The 19,038-nt window shown below is 70.3% G+C and carries 22 protein-coding genes; 13 read left to right on the top strand and 9 right to left on the bottom strand.

Going from position 1 to position 19,038, the window contains the following annotated elements; translation table 11 throughout:
* Positions 1-648: a phosphatase PAP2 family protein gene (locus ACRDSQ_RS07235; RefSeq protein WP_431419824.1), complete on the top strand. Its 648-nt coding sequence runs from the start codon at positions 1-3 to the stop codon at positions 646-648.
* 109 nt (positions 649-757) lie between these two features.
* Positions 758-916, top strand: a complete 159-nt coding sequence (locus ACRDSQ_RS07230; RefSeq protein WP_431419823.1) for a hypothetical protein — start codon at positions 758-760, stop codon at positions 914-916.
* 1 nt (position 917) lies between these two features.
* Here the strand turns inward: ACRDSQ_RS07230 and zapE are convergent, their stop codons facing one another.
* Positions 918-1,937, bottom strand: a complete 1,020-nt coding sequence (gene zapE, locus ACRDSQ_RS07225; protein ID WP_431419821.1) for a cell division protein ZapE — start codon at positions 1,935-1,937, stop codon at positions 918-920.
* A gap of 40 nt (positions 1,938-1,977) precedes the next feature.
* On the opposite strand from zapE, the gene ACRDSQ_RS07220 reads away from it, so the two are divergent.
* A complete protein-coding gene (locus ACRDSQ_RS07220; protein WP_431419858.1) occupies positions 1,978-2,742 on the top strand; it encodes a pyrimidine reductase family protein in 765 nt (254 codons plus the stop codon).
* A gap of 363 nt (positions 2,743-3,105) precedes the next feature.
* On the opposite strand, the gene ACRDSQ_RS07215 is transcribed toward ACRDSQ_RS07220, so the two are convergent.
* Positions 3,106-3,489 carry a DUF1801 domain-containing protein gene (locus ACRDSQ_RS07215; RefSeq protein WP_431419820.1) on the bottom strand — a complete coding sequence of 128 codons (384 nt, stop codon included), beginning with the start codon at positions 3,487-3,489 and terminating at the stop codon, positions 3,106-3,108.
* 51 nt (positions 3,490-3,540) lie between these two features.
* Here ACRDSQ_RS07215 and ACRDSQ_RS07210 point away from each other — a divergent pair, with 51 nt between their 5' ends.
* Positions 3,541-4,635 carry an ATP-dependent DNA ligase gene (locus ACRDSQ_RS07210; RefSeq protein WP_431419819.1) on the top strand — a complete coding sequence of 365 codons (1,095 nt, stop codon included), beginning with the start codon at positions 3,541-3,543 and terminating at the stop codon, positions 4,633-4,635.
* Here ACRDSQ_RS07210 and ACRDSQ_RS07205 read toward each other — a convergent pair.
* Complete coding sequence (locus ACRDSQ_RS07205; protein ID WP_431419817.1) at positions 4,632-5,546, bottom strand: EamA family transporter; 915 nt, start codon at positions 5,544-5,546, stop codon at positions 4,632-4,634. The two genes, ACRDSQ_RS07210 and ACRDSQ_RS07205, sit on opposite strands and share 4 nt — an antisense overlap.
* Positions 5,547-5,665: 119 nt before the next feature.
* Here ACRDSQ_RS07205 and ACRDSQ_RS07200 point away from each other — a divergent pair, with 119 nt between their 5' ends.
* A complete protein-coding gene (locus ACRDSQ_RS07200; RefSeq protein WP_431419816.1) occupies positions 5,666-7,195 on the top strand; it encodes an alpha/beta fold hydrolase in 1,530 nt (509 codons plus the stop codon).
* Positions 7,196-7,300: 105 nt separating this feature from the next.
* On the opposite strand, the gene ACRDSQ_RS07195 is transcribed toward ACRDSQ_RS07200, so the two are convergent.
* Positions 7,301-7,915: a DUF6319 family protein gene (locus tag ACRDSQ_RS07195; protein ID WP_431419814.1), complete on the bottom strand. Its 615-nt coding sequence runs from the start codon at positions 7,913-7,915 to the stop codon at positions 7,301-7,303.
* A gap of 118 nt (positions 7,916-8,033) precedes the next feature.
* On the opposite strand from ACRDSQ_RS07195, the gene ACRDSQ_RS07190 reads away from it, so the two are divergent.
* Positions 8,034-8,234 (top strand): hypothetical protein, encoded by a 201-nt coding sequence (locus ACRDSQ_RS07190; RefSeq protein ID WP_431419813.1) that lies wholly within the window; start codon positions 8,034-8,036, stop codon positions 8,232-8,234.
* 3 nt (positions 8,235-8,237) lie between these two features.
* On the opposite strand, the gene ACRDSQ_RS07185 is transcribed toward ACRDSQ_RS07190, so the two are convergent.
* From ACRDSQ_RS07185 to ligD, 4 genes are all read right to left on the bottom strand, one after another.
* Positions 8,238-8,432: a hypothetical protein gene (locus ACRDSQ_RS07185; protein ID WP_431419811.1), complete on the bottom strand. Its 195-nt coding sequence runs from the start codon at positions 8,430-8,432 to the stop codon at positions 8,238-8,240.
* A gap of 253 nt (positions 8,433-8,685) precedes the next feature.
* Positions 8,686-8,811: a hypothetical protein gene (locus ACRDSQ_RS07180; protein ID WP_431419810.1), complete on the bottom strand. Its 126-nt coding sequence runs from the start codon at positions 8,809-8,811 to the stop codon at positions 8,686-8,688.
* On the bottom strand, positions 8,804-9,373 hold the full coding sequence (locus tag ACRDSQ_RS07175; protein WP_431419809.1) for a hypothetical protein: 570 nt from the start codon (positions 9,371-9,373) through the stop codon (positions 8,804-8,806). The genes ACRDSQ_RS07180 and ACRDSQ_RS07175 overlap by 8 nt, the downstream gene beginning before the upstream one ends.
* Positions 9,374-9,407: 34 nt before the next feature.
* On the bottom strand, positions 9,408-10,457 hold the full coding sequence (gene ligD, locus ACRDSQ_RS07170; RefSeq protein ID WP_431419807.1) for a non-homologous end-joining DNA ligase: 1,050 nt from the start codon (positions 10,455-10,457) through the stop codon (positions 9,408-9,410).
* A 110-nt stretch (positions 10,458-10,567) separates the two neighbouring features.
* Between ligD and hisS the strand changes: the two genes are divergently transcribed.
* From hisS to ACRDSQ_RS07135, 7 genes are all read left to right on the top strand, one after another.
* Positions 10,568-11,830 (top strand): histidine--tRNA ligase, encoded by a 1,263-nt coding sequence (hisS, locus tag ACRDSQ_RS07165; protein ID WP_431419856.1) that lies wholly within the window; start codon positions 10,568-10,570, stop codon positions 11,828-11,830.
* A 24-nt stretch (positions 11,831-11,854) separates the two neighbouring features.
* Positions 11,855-12,181 (top strand): hypothetical protein, encoded by a 327-nt coding sequence (locus ACRDSQ_RS07160; protein WP_091371270.1) that lies wholly within the window; start codon positions 11,855-11,857, stop codon positions 12,179-12,181.
* 28 nt (positions 12,182-12,209) lie between these two features.
* On the top strand, positions 12,210-12,653 hold the full coding sequence (msrB, locus tag ACRDSQ_RS07155; protein ID WP_431419805.1) for a peptide-methionine (R)-S-oxide reductase MsrB: 444 nt from the start codon (positions 12,210-12,212) through the stop codon (positions 12,651-12,653).
* A gap of 107 nt (positions 12,654-12,760) precedes the next feature.
* The gene (locus ACRDSQ_RS07150; RefSeq protein WP_431419803.1) at positions 12,761-13,669 is read left to right on the top strand and encodes a TIGR04222 domain-containing membrane protein; all 909 of its coding nucleotides are present in this window, start codon (positions 12,761-12,763) and stop codon (positions 13,667-13,669) included.
* Between the two features lie 16 nt (positions 13,670-13,685).
* Entirely contained in the window at positions 13,686-14,492 is an 807-nt protein-coding gene (locus ACRDSQ_RS07145; RefSeq protein WP_431419801.1) for a DUF692 domain-containing protein, read from the top strand.
* Positions 14,489-14,824 (top strand): hypothetical protein, encoded by a 336-nt coding sequence (locus ACRDSQ_RS07140; RefSeq protein WP_431419800.1) that lies wholly within the window; start codon positions 14,489-14,491, stop codon positions 14,822-14,824. The genes ACRDSQ_RS07145 and ACRDSQ_RS07140 overlap by 4 nt, the downstream gene beginning before the upstream one ends.
* A gap of 269 nt (positions 14,825-15,093) precedes the next feature.
* Entirely contained in the window at positions 15,094-18,210 is a 3,117-nt protein-coding gene (locus ACRDSQ_RS07135) for a S8 family peptidase (RefSeq protein ID WP_431419799.1), read from the top strand.
* A 2-nt stretch (positions 18,211-18,212) separates the two neighbouring features.
* Here the strand turns inward: ACRDSQ_RS07135 and ACRDSQ_RS07130 are convergent.
* Positions 18,213-19,038: CoA transferase (locus ACRDSQ_RS07130; protein WP_431419798.1), on the bottom strand; the 826-nt coding region annotated here is incomplete at its 5' end.

Below are 19,038 nucleotides of genomic sequence, written 5' to 3'. Positions count from 1 at the left end.
GTGGAACGTCCGCTGCTCCCCGCATCCCGGTTCACCCTGGTCCTGGCGGCCCTCCTCGTGCTCGCGATGGCCGCGATCGGAGTCGACGTCGCCGGAAACACAGCGGAAGGCCCGTTCGACAAGGCCGTGTTCGACGTGCTGACCCGGCGGCCCGACCTGGCGATCCCGCTGACGCTGTGCACGCACCCGGCGGCGATGATCGCCATCATCGCGATCATGACCGCCATCGCCCTGCGAGCGGGCAGGCCCAAGGTGGCGGCGCTGGCTGTCCTCGGGCCGGTGGTGGCGGCCGGGATCAACACCGTGGCGCTCAAGCCGCTCTTCGACCGGACCCATCAGGACACCCTCGCCTACCCGAGCGGCCATACGACGACCTTGGTCGCGATCCTCACGGTGTTCGTCCTTGTCGCGGCGGCGAACGCGACGCGCGCCAAGGCGGTCGGCACCGCCGTGATCGCGTTCGGGCTGTTCGCCGTGGGCGCGGGCGCCATCGTCGGCCGGGAGTTCCACTACCTCACCGACACCATCGGAGCGCTGTTCTGGGGCGTCGCCGTGGTGATCGTCTTGGCCGCGCTGATCGACTTCGCGGCCAAGCGTGTGGGCGATACACCTTCCGTCAGCTCACCCGCTGAAAGCACCTCACCGTAGCGAGTTCACCCAGTCGGATCACCCGAAGTAGCGAACGGACCACCCTGTGGCGTCAGAGGGTCGCGGGCGTACTGTGCGTGGCACGGGGAAGCCGGACGAGAGGATGTACGTGACTGACACGCCCATCTACGACCAGGTGCGCCAAGAGCTGCGGGATCATCCACGACCCGCCAAGGCCCGATCACGGGCCGCCGAGTCGGACGCCGGTGTGTCCGTGTGGGCGTTGATCGACCGCTCGCAGCGCGCCGCCGACTCCCCGCGGCGCTGACTCAGCGAACGGCCGCGGCGTCCCGGGACAGCGCGACCAGCCTGCTGACCGCCCGCAGGTACTTCTTGCGGTAGCCGCCGCGCAGCATGTCCTCGGTGAACAGGGCCGACACCGGCTCCCCCGACACGACCACCGGGATCGCGCGGTCATAGAGCCGGTCCGCGAACGACACCACGCGCAGCGCGACGTCCTGGTACTGCAGCGCGTGCACCCCACGCAGATGCACTGCGGTCACGCCGTCGACGAGCTTCCCGTAGCGCGACGGGTGCAGCGACCCGAGGTGGCCGCAGAGCGCGTCGAAATCGTCCACAGTGGACCCTTCGATCGCGTCCGCGCTCGCATCGAGGTCCACATCGGACAGTGGAGCGGGCGCGTCCGGCAGGCCGCGGTGGCGGTAGTCCGGCCCGTCGACGCGCACCACGGAGAACCGTGACGACAGCGCCTGGATCTCGCGCAGGAAGTCGTCGGCGGCGAAGCGGCCCTCGCCGAGCTTGTCCGGCAGCGTGTTCGACGTCGCCGCCACGTGCACGCCCGCGTCGGTCAGCTGCGAGAGCAGCCGGGTGACCAGCATGGTGTCGCCCGGGTCGTCGAGTTCGAACTCGTCGATCGCGAGCAGCCGGTGCTGCTTGAGCCGCTCGACGGCCTGGGTGAAGCCGAGCGCGCCGACGAGGTGGGTGAGCTCGACGAACGTCCCGTAGGCCTTCGGGCCGGGCACGGCGTGCCAGATCGAGGCGAGCAGGTGGGTCTTGCCGACGCCGAAGCCGCCGTCGAGGTAGAGCCCCGGCCTGCCGGTCTCGGCCTTGCCGCCGAACATCCGGGAGAACAGCGACTTGTCCGGCCGCGCGTTCACCTTCGCGGCGAACGCGGCGCAGTCGCGGACCGCGGCGGCCTGGCTGGGTTCGTCCGGGTTCGGCACATAGGTGTCGAACCGGACCGCGCCGAACCGGGGCGGCGGGGCCATCGTGGCGATCAGCTCCTCCGCGCCGATCTCGGGTGCGCGGGCGAGCAGGCTGGCGGGCATGCACGGGAGCGTAGCGGCGTGATGGGATGTCCTGGTGCACATGTTGTGGCCCGAGAACCGGGTTTCCCCAGGTCAGGTTTCACCGGCTGTGGTGGACGACACCGAACTCGAAGCGCTCTACGCCTATCCGGACGACCTGGACCGGGCGTGGTTGCAGGTCAACTTCGTCAGCAGCACCGACGGCGCGGTCGCCGTGGCGGGGCAGTCGGCGGGCCTGTCCAGCCCCGGCGACAAGCGGATCTTCGCCTTGGGCCGCGACCTGGCCGATGTCGTGCTCGTCGGCTGGGGCACCGCGCGCGACGAGCGCTACCGCGGGATCAAAAGCACTGAGCTGCGACGTGAGCGGCGCTCCCGGCTCGGTTTGGCGTCGGTGCCGCCGATCGCCGTGGTCACCGGGCGGTGCTCGGTGGAGCCGGACTCGCCGCTGGTTGCCGACACCCGGGTTCAGCCGATCATCGTCACCACCGAGTCCGCCCCGGCCGACCGGCGCGCGGCGCTGACCGCGGCGGGCGCGGACGTGATCGTGGCCGGGGACGAGCGGGTCGACCCGCGGCAGGCGCTGGTCTCGCTCGCGGAACGCGGGTTGCAGCGGGTGTGCTGTGAGGGCGGCCCGCAGCTGTTCGGCTCGCTGATCGAGGCGGACCTGGTCGACCAGCTCTGCCTGACGGTCTCGCCGCTGCTCGCGGGCGGGCGCGCGGGCCGGATCGCCATGGGTGCGCCGCCGGAGGTGCCACGGCGGCTCGCGCTGGCGTCGGTGCTGACCGAGGACGGCTTCCTGATGCTGCGCTACCGCCGGGCGGAGTGACACAATCGCCGACCCGGCGCGGAGTATCCACATGAGACGCCGGATGTCATCTGATGGTGTCCTTTTGGATTAACTCGTTCCGGTCAACCTGCCGCCTGGTCCGGGCAGGTGTTCCACCGGCTTCGAAAATGGATCGTGATGTCGATCCGTTGTGCTTTGGAGTCCGAGGCCGACCTTCGCCCCCAGGCTGCTGGACGCCGTTCAGTCCACTCTGACTCGAAGACGGGACCGACGTCAAACAGGTGTGGCAGGAGGTGGACGACACCGTCCTGCGGCAAGCTCGCGAGTCACTCGGCGTCGACCACCTGCCGACGGCGGTGCGGCTGGAACTGGGGGCTGCGGACCCCAACGGGTGCGTTGACCTCAGTCCTTCTTGAGCTCGCGCCAGCCGCCCGCCCGGTTGTTCGCGATGATCTGCTTGAACATCGCCAGCAGCGCGGGTTTGTTGATCTCCTCGCCCGGGCGAACGGCGACGGTGCGGGCCGTCTTGTTGTCGTGTCCGGCGGTGATGATCCCCTCGGGGTCGGGAACGATCCCACCGTCGTAGAGGAAGATGTTGACGTGGTCCTTCGCGGGCAGCAGCGCGCAGATGTTGCCCTGCAGCACGAAATACGGCCGGTCGGTGAACTTGATGGTCTCCTCGACCTCGGGGTCGGCAGCGTGCACCAGCTCACGCACCTGCCGGTAGATCACCTGCTGCCAGGGAAGCAGGCTTTCGATTCGGGCGTCGACTCGTGGATCGGTCACGGCGCCCACGATAGGCGCGTTTCGCTGCCGAGGGGCCGCTGAGCGGGCAGTATGGGCGGCGTGGCGCTTCCTCTGACTCCGCCGGTGCAACCGATGCTGGCCAAGGCTGTCAAGTCCATCCCGGACGACACGAACCTGGTGTTCGAGCCGAAGTGGGATGGTTTCCGCTGCCTGGTGTTCCGCGACGGCGACGAGGTGATCCTGCAGTCGCGGTCGGGCAAGCCGCTCAACCGCTACTTCCCCGACGCCGAGGCCGCCCTCCGGGAGGCGCTGCCGGAGCGGGTCGTCATCGACGGTGAGCTGGTCGTCGACATCGACGGCAGGCTCGACTTCGACAAGCTCGCCGAGCGCATCCACCCGGCGGCGAGCCGGGTGAAGATGCTCTCCGAGACCACGCCGGCGCGCTTCATCGCCTTCGACGTGCTCGCCCTCGGTGACGAACTGCTGCTGGAAACCCCTGGCGTCGAGCGGCGGCGCAGGCTTGAGGACCTGCTGAAGGTCACCGATTCCGTGCACCTGACCCCGGCCACGACCAGCTCGGACCTGGCCCGCCAGTGGTTCGAGATCTTCGAGGGCGCGGGGCTCGACGGGGTGATGGGCAAGCCCGCGGACGGCCCGTACACGCCGAACAAGCGCACGATGCTCAAGTTCAAGCACTCCCGCACGGCGGACTGCGTGGTGGCGGGGCTGCGTTGGTACAAGGACACCGAGCCCGGTGCGGCCGTGGGGTCGTTGATGCTGGGGCTCTACGACAACACGGGCGGCCTCAACCATGTCGGCGTCGTCGGGTCGTTCTCCGCGGCCCGCAGGCGCGAGCTGGCGGTGGAGCTGGCCGAGCTGATCCCCGGCGGCGCCGAGGGGCACCCGTGGGCGAGCTGGCACGAGGCGCAGACGACGCGGATGCCGGGGGCGGTGAGCCGGTGGCGCACCACCGAGCAGCCGTGGGTGCCGCTGCGGCTGGAGCGGGTGGTCGAGGTCGCCTACGAGCACACCGAGGGCGGCTACCCGAGCCGGTTCCGGCACACCGCGCAGTTCCAGCGGTGGCGCCCGGACCGCGAGCCCGCTTCGTGCACGTACGAGCAGCTTGACGAACCCGCGCGCTACGACCTGGCCTCGGTGCTGCGCGGCGAGGTCCGGGCTCGCTAGACGTCGGGGCGAGCGGTGCGGATGGCGCCCGCGGAGGCGGCGACGACGCAGCAGATCGCGACCCACTGGTTCGGGGTCAGCGCCTCGTGCAGCACGACCAGCCCCGCCGCGGCGGCGACCGCGGGCTCCAGGCTCATCAGCACGCCGAACACCCGCGGCGGGATGCTGCGCAGGGCTTCGAGTTCGAGCGAGTACGGGATCACCGACGACATCAGGGCCACGCCGAGCCCGGCGAGCAGCACCGTGGGCGAGAGCAGTGCGGTCCCCGCGTCGACGATGCCGACCGGCGCGGCGATCAGGCCCGCGCAGGCCATCGCCAGCGCCAGCCCCTTGCCGTCGTCGGACTGGCTGCCGAGCCGGGCGCTGAGCAGGATGTAGGCCGCCCAGCAGGCGCCCGCGGCCAGCGCCAGCAGCAGGCCGATGACATCGGCGCCACCAAGGGTCTGGGCCAGCATCGCGACACCCGCGGCAGCCAGCAGCGCCCACAGCGCGTCGAGCCACCGGCGCGAACCGAGGAGGGCGACACTGAGCGGGCCGAGGAACTCCACGGTCACCGCGATGCCCAGCGGGATGCGCGCCAGGGACAGGTAGAACAGCAGGTTCATCGCCGCGAGCACGACGCCGTAGCCGATGATCACCGGCAGGTCCTGCTTCGCGACCCGCAACGAGGGCCGCCAGATCAGCAGTAGGACGGCGGCGGCGAAGAACAGGCGCAGGGTCACCACACCGGAGGACCCGGTGACGGCGAACAGCTGCTTGGCGAGCGCGGCGCCGACCTGCACGCTGACGATGCCGACCAGGACCTGCGCGGTCGGAGGCACCGCGCCGACGAGCCTCGGGGTACCCGAGACCACAGCTCCGAACCACGACGACGGCGACCTGCGGGCCCGATCCACGTGCGCGACGACCACGAAACCCTCCTCCCACGACCCGATTCATCCTACGTCTGGTGGCGACCGATTTACCGTGGTCTCACCCACAGGCCGGCAGGCTGTGGGTCGGAGATCAGGTCGAGGAGGGACGCGCGGGCGTGAGGGTCGGACGGGTGTCCTGGCTGCTGCCGGTCGCGTTGCTCGCCGCGTGCACCGCGGGGCCTTCGGAGCGGCCCGCGATCGTCGTCAACGAGGGCGACCCGGGTCCGCCCGCGACCACCGAGTCCGGGCCGAGGCCGCTGCCTCCGCTGGGCGAGCCGAAGAACCAGGCCGTGCGGTGGGCGCAGTGTGGGCCGGAGATCACCGACCGGCTGACCAAAATCGCCCCGCCGGCCTCACTGAAGATCGACTGCGGCCGGGTCAACGGTGTCCTGGACTCTCCGTACGCGCCTGGTCGGGGCACCATGCGGATGCAGGTGCTGCGGGTGGGGACCGGGCCGGTGCCGATCGTCGTGGTCAACGACGTGGACGGGCTGCCCAGCACGCTCTACGCGGTCAAGCTGGCGATGACCCTGTCCCCCGATTTCCTCACCAAGTTCTCCCTGGTCGGCCTGGACCGCCGCGGCACCGGCAACTCCGACGCCGTGCGGTGCGTCCCGGTGGAAGTCCGCGCCGAACTGGTCGCGCTGGATCCGCGGGCGGGCGACGTCAACGCCTGGGTCGACCTGGCGCGGACCGCCGGGCAGCAGTGCACCCTCGCGCTGGAGTCGCGGCTGCCCGCGATCGACAGCTGGCGGACGGCGGCGGATCTTGAGTCCGCCCGGGTGGCGCTCGGGATGGACCGGCTGCACGCCATCGGCCACGGCGAGGGCTCCCGGGTGCTGTCGGTGTTCGCCGAGCGCTACCCCGACCGCGTCGGCCGGTTGGTGTTGGACGGCCTTCCCGACCCCAACGAGGACACCGCCGTCACCCTCGCAGGCGTCGCCGAGGGCGCCGACGCCCTGTTCGGCGCGTTCGCCGAAGACTGCGCCCGCCGCGGCTGCGAACTGGGCGCCAACGCCCGCCAAGCACTGACCGAGGTGCTGTCCGCGGAACCGCTGGCCACCGAGGACTTCGACCTCACCCCCGGAATCGTCCTGCGTGGCGTCCTCGCCGCACTCCCCGACCGCCAGGCGTGGCCCGCCCTGTCAAGAGCCATCGCCGATGCCCGAAGCGGCGCGCCGGCAGGCCTCGCCGCATTCGCCGCACCGGTAGTCCAGGAAACCGACGAACTTCCTGCGATGTTCGACGGCACCCTCGTGACCAGGTGCAACGACACCCGAGGCCGCCTGTCCACGGCGCAGCTGGAGGCGACGGCGAAGGACTGGAACACCCGCTACCCGGTGTTCGGCGGCCTGACCGCCCAGTGGCTGGCGTTGTGCAGCCCGTGGCCGGTGGCCAGCCACCCGGTGACCCAGCCACACGCCCAGTCCGCACCGCCGATCGTGGTCCTGTCCACGGCCACGGACGCGGTCACCCCCCACGCAGGCACCCAACACGCGGCCCAGCAGCTGGCGACGGCGGTGCTGGTGTCGTGGCAGGGAAGCGGCCACGGCGCACTCGGCGCCTCACCTTGTGCCACGGACACGGTTTACACGTTCTTCAGCGACGGCAAGATTCCTCGTGATGGGACTGTCTGCCCGCCCTGATTCGCGTTGGCTTGCGTCCTGGCCATCGGCAATCAAGCCAGAGGGGTCCACCGCTTTCCGTGGACACCAACAACCCTGCGGTTCGCGACCCGTGTCAGCGCCGGGCTAGCCCAGGTCCCGCAATGCCCGTTGCGCCGCGTCCAGCTCTGCCTTCAGCTGTTCCACCCGGGCCAACTGCCGCCGCTTCGCCGCCTCCAAAGCCGTCCCGATCGCCTCCCCGACTCCCACGGGCAGCGACTTCGCCGCCCGCGCGACGTCACCTGCCGGGACCGGTTCCCATCGGACCACCCGCTTCTTCCCCACCAGCACATCCACGGTCCACTCGCCCTCCAGCGTCGAGTGCAGCGTGACCGTCACCTCCGCCGGCTTGTGGGGCGGCGGCTTGCGCACCACCGGGGCGGGTTCGATGCCGACCACCACCTGTGGCGCGGCGACTACCGGCTCGACCACAACCGGGGCGGGGGCCTGCTTCGGCTTCGGTGGCGGCTTGACCAGGGTCAACTCCGCCGGTGAGAAGGTGAGTTCGTCACGGGAGCCGGTGGGCCGCACCTGGATGAAGTCGCCTTCCGCGGGTTCGGTGAAGTCGATGACCTTGCCCGACTGGCCTGCCGTCACCCCCACGGCCGCCGCCGTGAACCACACGCCCGCGGGTTTGCCCGCCGCCACGTCACCCCTGAGTCGCTCGACCTCTTCGGTCGACAGCGACGCCGCCCTCGCCATTCATTTCCTCCCGGTGCACTGATCCGCACGTAGTGTGCCCGGTGGGTCCGACAGTCGGTGCCACCCGTTCGGACGGCACCGGATGCCGTGGGCGGGCGGCAGGCTTACATTGCCGAAGATGACGGTGCGGTATCTCTGGTGGCGCAGCTGTTACGACGGCGAGCTGCACGCGTTTCCCGTTGCCCCCGGTGCCCGGCTGGCCCACCAGCACTACCGGGCGTCATGCACCCATGCCGCGCCGCCGGACCTCGCGCCGCAAGGCGATGACAGCCCTCGGTGCGAGCTGTGCCTGATGATCCTCGCCAAACAGTCCACTTAGGACTCAGTGTTCGCGGAGCCGGTATTCGCAACCATATTCGACCGCGTAGTGCAGGTCGTAGTGGTGCACGATCTTGGGCCCGCCATGAAGATGGACGTGGGTCACCGTCGACCGCGGACTCTCCGGCGACGCCGCCAACGTGTCGACCCGGCCGTCCAGGGGACCGCCGACGTAGCGCACGAGGTACGAACCAGCCATCGCGGTCTCCCTTCCTTCCTTGCAGTGTAAAGGAAGGGACCGACAAATTCCCGTCTCTACCGGTGCAGACCCAGGTGGAACCGCAGCAGCGAGACCTGGTGTTCATCCAACGCCGTCGACGCCCGGAGCAGTGCGTCCACTCGGGTGACGCTTTCCGCGGTGGCCGCCAAGTAGGACGTCGCGGCGCTGTTTCTGAGCCAGGCGGCGATACCCGCGCGTGCCCGGCCACCCAGGAAGGCATCCTCGTCGACACTCAGTGGCGCAACAGAAACGACATATCGAGTTCACGACCGCGCAGCGACAGCACCACCCGTCGCGTCACCAAGGGCGACCGGTCGGCGAGCATCGGCGCGAGCAGGTCGACCGGTGTGTCACCCAATCGCCGCAACGCGCGATAGACCGCCGAGGGCCTCGGCGGCGGCGGTCTCACCCGCCAGACCCATCGCATGCACGGCGTCCGCGCGTACCCCAGCGGTCCGGCTCGACAGCAGCGCACGGGTGATGGCCGGATCCCCCACGCGGATCACGGCCTCCGCGCAGCGCACCCGGATGGCGATGTCATCGTCGGAGCGCACCGCGCGCAGCAGCCGTTCGATGGGCAACTGCCCCAACGCGACCCGATACGCCGCACGGCGGACGGCCCGATCCCGCGAGTCGAGCGCCCAGGCCAGGACCTCGGGCGGTCCGTCCCGCAGGTGCTCATCCAACACGCCGGCCAGCCACGTCCCCGAGGCCCGCTTGACCAGGGCGAACGCCACCGGTGCGAGCGCCTCGAAGGCGACTTTCGGTGACTCGGCCGGACAGCGCAGCACCACCTCCCGAGCACGGGAGCGGACCTGCGGCACCCAGTCGGCACAGCGCAGGGCGAGCAATGTGACATGGCGCCGGCTCGCCGGCGCGGCTCGGTCGCTTTGATGGCGACCGAGCGGGATGGTCGGCACCGGGAGGCACCCGGTGCGCTGCGGGCCTCAGCGGTCAGGTGTCGTCACGGGCTTTCGAGGGTTGGACCCGCTTGGGCTCCCCCGGCATTTTCGGGTAGTCCGGTGGATAAGGCAGGTCGCCCAACCCGTGGTCGCGCTCGTCGCGGTCCGCCAGTTCGATCAGTGGCTCCAGCGAGAACGCCTTCTCCGCGACCGGCGCGTGCAAGTCGCCGACCTGCGCGAACCGGGCGGGCATCGTGAGCACTGAGAAGTCCTCCGGGTGCACATCCCCCAGTTCGTCCCAGGTCACCGGGGCGGAGACGAGCGCGCGCTGCGTCGGGCGGATCGAGTACGCCGAGGCGATCGTGCGGTCGCGAGCCATCTGGTTGTAATCGATGAAGATGCGCGACCCGCGTTCCTCCTTCCACCACTTGATCGTGACCTCGTCCGGCATCCGCCGCTCCACCGAGCGGCCGAAGGCGATCAGCGCCCGCCGGACCTCGACGAAGGTCCAGCGCGGCTCGATCGGCACGTAAAGGTGCACGCCACGGCCACCGGAGGTCTTGGGGAACGCCTCGATACCGTGCTCTGCGAGCAGCTCCCGCACGGTGAACGCGACCTTGACCGCGTCGGTGAAGTCGGTGCCCGGCTGCGGGTCGAGGTCGATCCGCAGCTGGTCGGGCCGGTCGACGTCGGCCCGGCTGACCGGCCACGGGTGGAACGTCATGGTGCCCAGGTTCACCGCCCACGCCACCACCGCCAGCTCCGTCGGGCAGACCTCGTCCGCCGAACGCCCGCTGGGGAAGGCGATGCGCGCGGTCTCGACGTACTCGGGAGCGCCCTTCGGGATGCGCTTCTGATAGAACGCGTCGCCCCGGTTGTCGCCCCTGGTGGACAGCTTCGCGCCCTCGAAGACGCCGCCAGGCCAACGTTCCAGCGTCGTCGGGCGCTCGCGCAGGGCGCCGAGGATGCCGTCGCCCACCGACAGGAAGTACTCGACGATCTGGCGCTTGGTCAGCCCCAGCTCGGGAAAGTACGGCTTGTCCGGATTGGACACTCGCACGGCGCGGTCGCCGACGGTGATCTCCACAGCCTCTGTTGCCACCGCCCCAGACTACGGCGACGGGGCAATGCACGCGCGGATCCATCCACAGCCCCGGTACCGTACTGGTCGTCAAAGCTACCGCGATCTGCGAGGAACCCGTACCGGTGAAGATGGACAACAGCCCCGCCAGGGGCACCCGTGACCTGCTGCCCGCGACCGTCGCCGTGCGCGACCATGTCCTGGCCCAGATCACCGAGGTCTACCACCGCTTCGGCTACCAGCGCATCGAGACGCCTGCCCTGGAGAACATCGAGCGCCTCACCGGCGGCCAGGGCGGCGAGAACGAGAAGCTGATCTACCGGGTCCTGCGCCGCGGCCTCGACGAGACCGTCGCCGCCGACACCACGCTGGGTGAGCTGGTGGACCTCGGCCTGCGCTACGACCTCACGGTCCCGCTGACCCGGTTCTACGGCAACAACCAGGCGACCCTGCCGCAGCCGTTCCGCTCGTTCCAGGTCGGCCCGGTATGGCGCGCCGAACGCCCGCAGAAGGGCCGCTACCGGCAGTTCTACCAGTGCGACATCGACATGCTGGGTGAGGAGTCGGTGCTCGCCGAGGTCGAGCTGATCGAGGCCACCACCGAGGCGCTGGCCGCGGTCGGGCTCGACGGCACCACGGTTCGCGTATCGGACCGCCGGTTCTTGTCCGCCCTGGCTGAGGGCATCGGCCTGCCGGAGTCGGAGTGGACCGGCCTGTTCATCACCCTCGACAAGCTGGACAAGGTCGGCTGGGACGGCGTGCGCGCCGAACTCGCGGGTCGGGGGCTTGAGGTCGACCGAATCGACCAGCTGCAGGCGAGCATCACCGGCCTGCAGGGCATCGACCCGGCCAAGCTCGCCGACCAGCTCACCGCGTCGGTCCCCGGCCTGTCCGAGGAGGTCGTCGCCGACCTGTCCGCCACCGCCGACGCGCTGCGCTCGCTGGCCGAGACCAGGCAGCTGACCTGGGAATTCGACCCGACGCTGGTCCGCGGCATGGGCTACTACACCGGTCAGATCTTCGAGATCGTGCACCCCGGCTCCTCCGGCTCGGTCGCGGGCGGCGGGCGCTACGACAAGCTCATCGGCCGCTCCTTGGGCCGTGACGTGCCCGCCTGCGGGTTCTCCATCGGCTTCGAGCGCATCGTCGACCTGCTCGAAGGGAAGGCGCGCGGCGAGTCCGTCGCCGTGCTCTACGAAGCCGAGGTCCCGCTCGCGCGGGTCACCGGCACGGCGCGCGAGCTGCGCGCAGACGGCCGGTCCGTGTCGCCGATCCGCAGGCGCGGCAAGTTCGGCGCGCAGCTCGGCAGGCTCGAGGAGTGGGGCTTCACCTCGTTCGTCCACCTGAAGGCCGAGGCGGGCGCGATCGAGGAGCGCAAGTTGGGCGACAGGTAACCACGTTCGGGTTACCGTTGAAGCATGGTCGCGACAGGTTCTTCCGGGACAGCCGACGATGAGCCGCGCCCGGGTCCGCCGGGCCGCTTCGCCGACGACCTGATCGGCTTGGACCCCGACGACCCCGAGGCCAGGGCGTTCGCCGAGCACCTCGACCGGGTCGAGCGGGTGCGGCCCGGCTACACCGTCGAGGGCTACATCGGCGGCGTCGGCGACTTCGCCGACGCGGCGAACCGCCTCGGTGGCCACTACCGCGTCACCGCGGGCATCGTGGTGACATTGATCCTGCTCGGCGTCATCGTCGCCGCGTGGGACACGCTGGTGTTCATCTTCAGCATGCTGCTGGGCTGAACCCGTGCGCGCTTGGAGGAGAGAACTCGTGAAACCCGTTGTCGGCGCCACCCCGAAGGTCGTGAAGTCCGAGCAGGAATGGCGGGCACAGCTCAACCCGGAGGAGTTCGCGGTGCTGCGCCAGGCCGGGACCGAGCGCCCGTTCACCGGTGAGTACACCGATGCGAAGACCGTCGGGGTCTACCAGTGCCGCGCGTGCGGGGCGGAGCTGTTCCGCAGCGACACCAAGTTCGAGTCGCACTGCGGCTGGCCGTCGTTCTTCTCCCCGCTCGCGGGCGACACCATCATGCTGCGCGAAGACCGCCAGTTCGGCGCCGTGCGCACCGAGGTCCTGTGCGCGACCTGCCACAGCCACCTCGGGCACGTCTTCGAGGGCGAGGGCTACCCGACGCCGACCGACCAGCGGTACTGCATCAACTCGATTTCGCTGCGCCTGGTGCCCGATACCTCAAGTCCGGCTCAAGAAGCCTAAATCTGACCCACGGCTTCCCTAAATCTGAATCAAGATCCCTTGTGCGCGCGGTCACACCGCGAACAGCATGGGTGACGTCAGGGCAACTTGGCGTGAGGGGGATCGAGATGAATGAGCCGTGGGGAATCGCGGGACCGGATTTTCTGAGAATCTACTTGGTCGCTTTCGCTTTCGCTTTGCTGTTCGCATTGGCGGTGCGGATCATGGTCCGCGCGGGGTCCGCCGATTCCCGGGCGGCGAGTGGGGCGATCGGGCCTGGTCAGCTCACGGTCGACGAGCTGGCGTGCCTGGCCGGTGGCGCTCGGCGCGTCGTCGAGACCGCCGTGGCCAGGTTGATCGACCGGGACAAGGTCCGGCCGAGCCGTAAGGGAACCGTGCGGGTGGTCGAGGGGTCCACCGCGACGGACCCGATCGACCAGGCCGTCATGTCGGACATCCGGCGCTACCACGAACGCAGCATCGGTCTGCTCGTCGACAAGGTCGGCCGGGACGACGCCGTGCGCAAGCTCGGCGAAGGCTTGGCCCGCAAGGGGTTGCTCGTCGGCGAGGACGCGGTCCGGGCACGCTGGTGTGTCCTGCCGCTGACCGTGCTGTTCGTGGTCGGGGGCGCGCGGTGGACGAACGGGCTGGCCGAGGGGCGGCCGATCGGGTGGCTCACGCTGGCCCTGGTCGCCACCGCGGTGATGACGGTCCTGCTCTACCGCAAGTCCGTGCCCGCCCTCACGTACGCGGGGGAACGGGTGCTCGCGGAGGCCCGCGGGAAGCGGTCGCGGGTGGGTGATGAGGCCGTGCTGCTCGGGGGGATGGCCGGTGTGGTCGGCGTGGTCGCGCTCAGCGGCCTCGCCGCCCACCCGGACACCGAGGTGGCCATGGCGTTGGAGGCGCAGAAGCAGGCGATGACCGAATCGAGCGCCTCGTCGGGGTCGGGGTGTGGATCGGGGTCCTCATCCGGGGCAGGATCGTCGTGCGGCGGTGGCGGAAGCAGCTGCGGCGGCGGCGGCGGTTGCGGCGGATGAGACAGAGGTGAGCGGCGTGGGTGAGCTCGGGGTGGGCATCGGCTGGCGGTCGGAGATCGACCTGACCGTGGAGCGGATGCCGGGAATCGACTTCGTGGAGGTCGTGGCGGAGAACATCCACCACGACCACCTCCCGGAGTCGCTGCGGGTCCTGCTGGACCGGGGCATTCCCGTGCTCCCCCACGCCGTGTCCCTCTCGCTCGGCGGAGCCGATCCTGTCGACGGAGCCCGGATCGACCACCTCGCCGCGGTGGCCGACGCGCTGGGCGCGCCGATGGCCAGCGACCACGTGTGTTTCGTCCGGGCGGGCGGGCTCGACTCGGGGCACCTGATGCCGGTGCCGCGCACCCGCGACGCCCTCGAGGTGTTGACCGCGAACGTGAAGACGGCACAAGCGGCGCTGGGGGTGCCGCTGGCGCTGGAGAACATCGCGGCCCTGCTGCGGTGGCCCGACGAGGAGCTTACCGAGGCGCAGTTCCTCACCGAACTGGTCGAGCGGACCGGGTGCCTGCTGCTGATCGACGTGGCCAACATGTGGGCCAACGCCCGGAACCTGGGGCAGGACGCGGCCGACCTGTTCGACGGGCTGCCGCTGGACCGGATCGCCTACGTGCACGTGGCGGGCGGAGTCGAACGCGACGGCGTCTACCACGACACGCACGCCCACCCGGTGCCGTCCGGTGTGCTGGATGTGTTGCGGGAACTGTGTTCCCGGGTCCGGCCGCCGGGTGTCCTGTTGGAACGCGACGACCTGTACCCGACGGATTCCGCGCTGCTGGCCGAACTCGACGCCATCCGCGGCGTGCTCGCGGCCACGGCGTGAGCGACGCGCGGGAGCGCCTGGCCGCGGAACAGGCCGCGCTGCTGCGGGCACTGCTGGCAGGCGGCCCGGCCCCCGCTGGCTTCGACGAGCACGCACTGCGGGTCGAGGCCGATGCCTTGCTGGCCAAGCGCAGGCGGGTCGTCGCCCAACTCGCGCCTGACGTCGCGGGCGAGCTGGAGGAGCGCTACCGTCCCCTTTTCGACGAGTACGCGCGCGCCAATCCGCGCATCGTGGGCTCCCGCGCCCGCGAGGACGCGGCGGCGTTCACCGAGTGGCTCATCGCCGGTGGTCACCTGACGGAACCCAAACGCCGGTGGTGGCGTCGCACCTGAGTTCCCGGCCGGGGCAACGGTTCTCGCGGGCTCTCGCGAGCCGGTGGCCGGGCACACCGGGTGGTGTCGACCCTGTCGGCACCACCCGGGCCACCCGATCGGGCGATGCGCGGGCGCCTGAATCTCATTAACTTCGAAATTACTGGGGCTTGATTCTGGGGGAATTGCGCGTCACCTGTCGTCAGCCCTTGCGTTGTCATTTTCCTGACCGGTGGGGGCTGGTGCGACAGATGAAACGACCTATTTCTCTCGCTATCGCGATCGGATTGGTGGCCGCAGGCACGACCGCGGCCACGGCGGAGCCACCACGGCCGCCCACGAACGACGCCAGGGCGGTCACCTTGATCACCGGCGACCGCGTGCTGCTCTCGGCGGGCAGACCGGCTGTGCTGCCGGGCAAAGGCCGCGAACGGATCGCGTTCCGCACGTACACGGTCAAGGGGCGGCTCAACGTCATCCCGGCCGACGCGCTGCCGCTGGTCTCGTCGGGCAAGCTCGACCCGCGGCTGTTCGACGTGACCGGCCTGGTCGAGGCGGGCTACGGCGACGGCCGCGGTGACCTGCCGCTGATCCTGACCGGCCCGACGCCGCGTTCGGCGGGCGTGCGTACCGTGCGTGAGCTGCCTTCAGCGGGGGCCCGCGCGGTCGCCGCCGAGAAGTCTTCGCTGGGCCAGTCCTGGCGGTCCCTGGTGGCGGGTCCGGGCAAGGTGTGGCTCGACGCCCGGCACAAGGCAAGCCTCGACCGCAGCACCGCGCAGATCGGGGCGCCCGCGGCGTGGCAGGCGGGCCTGACCGGCGACGGTGTCACCGTGGCGGTGCTCGACACCGGGGTCGACCAGACCCACCCCGATCTCGCCGGGCGCGAAGTCGGGGAACAGAACTTCACCGACTCAGCCGACGCGGTGGACCGGGTCGGCCACGGCACACACGTCGGGTCGACGATCGCCGGTGGTGGGTCGAAGTACCGGGGCGTGGCCCACGGCGCCAAGCTGCTCGACGGGAAGGTCCTCTCCGACCAGGGCTTCGGCCAGGAGTCGTGGATCATCGCGGGGATGGAGTGGGCCGCCGCGCAAGGGGCCGACATCGTCAACCTGAGCCTCGGCGGGGAGGACACGGCCGAGGTGGACCCGCTGGAAGCGGCGGTCAACCGGCTCACGGCCGACCACGGCACGCTGTTCGTCATCGCGGCGGGCAACTCGGGCCCGTATGCGGGCACGGTGGGCTCACCGGGCAGCGCGGACGCGGCGCTGACGGTGGGCTCGGTCGAGCGCGACGACACGCTCTCGTTCTTCTCCAGCCGCGGCCCGCGCGTCGGCGACGGCGGCATCAAACCCGACGTGACCGCGCCAGGCTCGCAGATCGTTGCCGCGCAGGCGAAGGAGGGCTTCGCCGGGAATCCCGTGGAGCCGGGCTACGTGTCGATGTCAGGCACCTCGATGGCGACCCCGCACGTGGCGGGCGCGGCCGCGCTGCTGGCCCAGAAGAATCCACAGTGGACCGGCGGGCAGCTCAAGGCGGCACTGACCGGATCGGCCAAGCCGAAGGCCGGGGAATCCGTGTACGCCCAGGGATCCGGTCGGATCGATGCGCCGAAGGCGCTGGCGCAGAACGTGACCAGCGATCCCACGTCGGTCAGCTTCGGCGTGCCGCAGTGGCCGCATGACGACGACCAGCCGGTGTCGAAGGAGATCACCTACCGCAATGGCGGCACCACGCCGGTGACCCTGGACCTGACCGTCGACGTTCATGGTCCCGACGGAAAGCCCGCGCCCGCTGGGATGATCACGTTGTCGCGGGACCGCGTCGAGGTTCCCGCGGGCGGCACCGCGACGGTCGGCGTCACCTCGGACACACGCCTCGGCTCGGTCGACGGCGCCTACTCGGGCACGGTCGTCGCGACGTCCGGCGAGACAGCGACTCGCACGCCGGTCGGGGTGGACCGCGAGGTCGAGAGCTACCAGCTCAAGGCGACCTTCCTCGGTCTCGACGGCAAGCCGTCGCCGGATGCCTACACGCTGGTCTTCGCGCTCGACACGGGCCGACTGTCCTTTCTGCACAGTCCTGATGGTGTGATCTCCCAGCGGATGCCGAAGGGGCGGTACCTGGTCGACACGTTCTTCGCCTACGCGACGGCATCACACGTGGTCACCGACCCGGGCTTCACCCTGTCCAAGGACACCGAACTGGTGGTGGACGCCCGAGTCGCCAAGCAGCTCAAGGTCGTCGCGCCGGATCCGGCGGCGGTGTCCGTGCTGGCCTCCGCGGGCTATGAGCTCAACAGTGCGCACGGGGCGATCGGGGTGTCCGGGCTCGCGGAAAGGGCGGAGCAGATCTACACCGCCCATGTCGGGCCGGAACTGCCCGCGGACCAGTTCCTGTGGACGCTGAACACGTCGTGGATGGCGGGCAAGGACTTCTACGGACTGGCCCATTTCCAGCCGAAGTCCGTGCCGACCGGGCTGGAGAAGACGTACCGGCCCGCCGACGTGGCAACCGTGCGCACGGCGCTCGGGCAGCCGACCGCCAACGCGACGACCGGCATTCGGTTGACGTTTCCCCACTATCCGGACGGGCGGGGCGGCGGCTGGGCGATCTGGCGCGACGTCACGCTGCCGAGTGGCCTCACCGAGTTCTTCTCAACGGACAACACGGAGTGGGCGTCCGAGGTGATGATCGGCGACCCGTCGGCGGCCATCGGCGCGTTCCGTTCGACGCCCAAGCCATTGCGCGCCGGTCGGACCTACCAGGAGCGGATGGCGGTGGCGATCTTCGGCCCGGCACTGCCGCGATCACCGTACCCCTGGGCCGAGCGGTCGGAGGACCAGCTCGGCTTCGGGATCGGCCTCTTCGGCGACGGCGGCGGCAACGCCGGATTCACCGTCGCCACCGGCAAGACGGCTCTCTACCGCGACGGTGTCAAGATCGGCGAGAGCGAAGGGGCAGGCTACGGACTGTTCGAGGTGCCCGCGGCGGCAGGCGCCTACCGACTCACCACGGAAGGGGTCCGGGGCGAGCTGTTCGACGTGAGCACCACGGTGTCGGCCGCGTGGACGTTCAGCTCCAAGTCCGGAGACAAGATCATCCCGTTGTCGGTGCTGCGCTTCGACGGCACGGTGGACGAGAGCAACAGTGCCCGCGCGGGCAGGCCGTTCCTCCTGCCGGTGAGCATGCAGCTCGAAGACGGATCGACTGTCACACCACGCAAACTCGGCGTCGAAGTGTCTTACGACGAGGGGAAGACGTGGCAGCGGGCGACTGTCGCCAACAACACCGCGCTGCTCTTCCACCCGGCTGAGGCGAAATCCGTGTCACTGCGCGCCACCGCGCAGGACGGGCGCGGCGGGTCGGTCGAGCAGACGATCATCCGGGCGTACAAGCTGAAGTAGGGCTACCACCAGGATGCGGGGTCGCCGCCGGGTGTACGGGGTTCATGACCGTACGCCGGGGGCGACCCCGGCATCGTTCCCGGGAAGCGAATGTGCCGGACAACCCCGAAGTCACTGTCCATTTCGGACAAATATGGCTCGGCGAAGCCTGGCTCCTCGACGGAGTCCACCCGACCGAGTCCGTCGAGCCACAACGCCGTGCGGGCCAGGGAAACCCGCACGTGCCAGGTGCCACCTTCGACTGATCTCCGTCGGAGGGCTTCGAGGACGCCATAGGCCGCCAGCCAGCCGGTCCCGTGGTCAAGCGCTTGCGCGGGCAGGGAGACCAGCTCGCCGTCGGACTCCGTCGCGATCCCCGTGGCGAGTTGGACGAGACTGTCGAAGCCGCGCCGCTGCCGCCAAGGTCCACTGTGGCCATACGCGGACAGGCTGACCAGGATCACCGCCGACGGCAGGTCGTTCGGGCCGAATCCCTTGCCGGCGAAGGTGCCCGGGCGGAACGACTGCACCATGACGTCGGCGTCGGCCAGGAGCCCATGCAGGGTCTCGCGGTGTCCGTCTTGCCGGAGATCGAGGTGGCAGGTGCGTTTGCCGAAGCCCGTGTCGATCACCAAGGGACGCACGGTCGGCAGGTGCGCGGCGCCCACGTGCAGGACATCGGCGCCGTGAGCGGCGAGGGTGCGGCCGCAGACGGGACCGGCGATGACGTGGGTCAAGTCAAGCACGCGGACACCGGCGAGCGGGCGGTCCGCGGGTGGAAGCGGCCGGGCGGGCGCGTCGCCGATCCGCTCGACCGAGACCAGCGGTTCAGCGGCGACCGCCTTGCCC

The sequence above is a fragment of the Actinokineospora sp. genome (assembly GCF_050699995.1).
Taxonomy (GTDB): domain Bacteria; phylum Actinomycetota; class Actinomycetes; order Mycobacteriales; family Pseudonocardiaceae; genus Actinokineospora.
Note: the sequence above shows the minus strand (reverse complement) of the source record. Positions and strands in the feature narration are given on the sequence as shown.

What these genes read in the sequence shown, in the direction of transcription:
- ACRDSQ_RS07220 (WP_431419858.1), top strand. Translation starts at nt 1,978, where the DNA reads ATGTTGTGGCCCGAGAACCGGGTTTCCCCAGGTCAGGTTTCACCGGCT.
- ACRDSQ_RS07150 (WP_431419803.1), top strand. Translation starts at nt 12,761, where the DNA reads ATGAATGAGCCGTGGGGAATCGCGGGACCGGATTTTCTGAGAATCTAC.
- zapE (WP_431419821.1), bottom strand. Translation starts at nt 1,937, where the DNA reads ATGCCCGCCAGCCTGCTCGCCCGCGCACCCGAGATCGGCGCGGAGGAG.
- ACRDSQ_RS07190 (WP_431419813.1), top strand. Translation starts at nt 8,034, where the DNA reads ATGACGGTGCGGTATCTCTGGTGGCGCAGCTGTTACGACGGCGAGCTG.
- ACRDSQ_RS07185 (WP_431419811.1), bottom strand. Translation starts at nt 8,432, where the DNA reads ATGGCTGGTTCGTACCTCGTGCGCTACGTCGGCGGTCCCCTGGACGGC.
- hisS (WP_431419856.1), top strand. Translation starts at nt 10,568, where the DNA reads ATGGACAACAGCCCCGCCAGGGGCACCCGTGACCTGCTGCCCGCGACC.
- ACRDSQ_RS07195 (WP_431419814.1), bottom strand. Translation starts at nt 7,915, where the DNA reads ATGGCGAGGGCGGCGTCGCTGTCGACCGAAGAGGTCGAGCGACTCAGG.
- ACRDSQ_RS07210 (WP_431419819.1), top strand. Translation starts at nt 3,541, where the DNA reads ATGGGCGGCGTGGCGCTTCCTCTGACTCCGCCGGTGCAACCGATGCTG.
- ACRDSQ_RS07160 (WP_091371270.1), top strand. Translation starts at nt 11,855, where the DNA reads ATGGTCGCGACAGGTTCTTCCGGGACAGCCGACGATGAGCCGCGCCCG.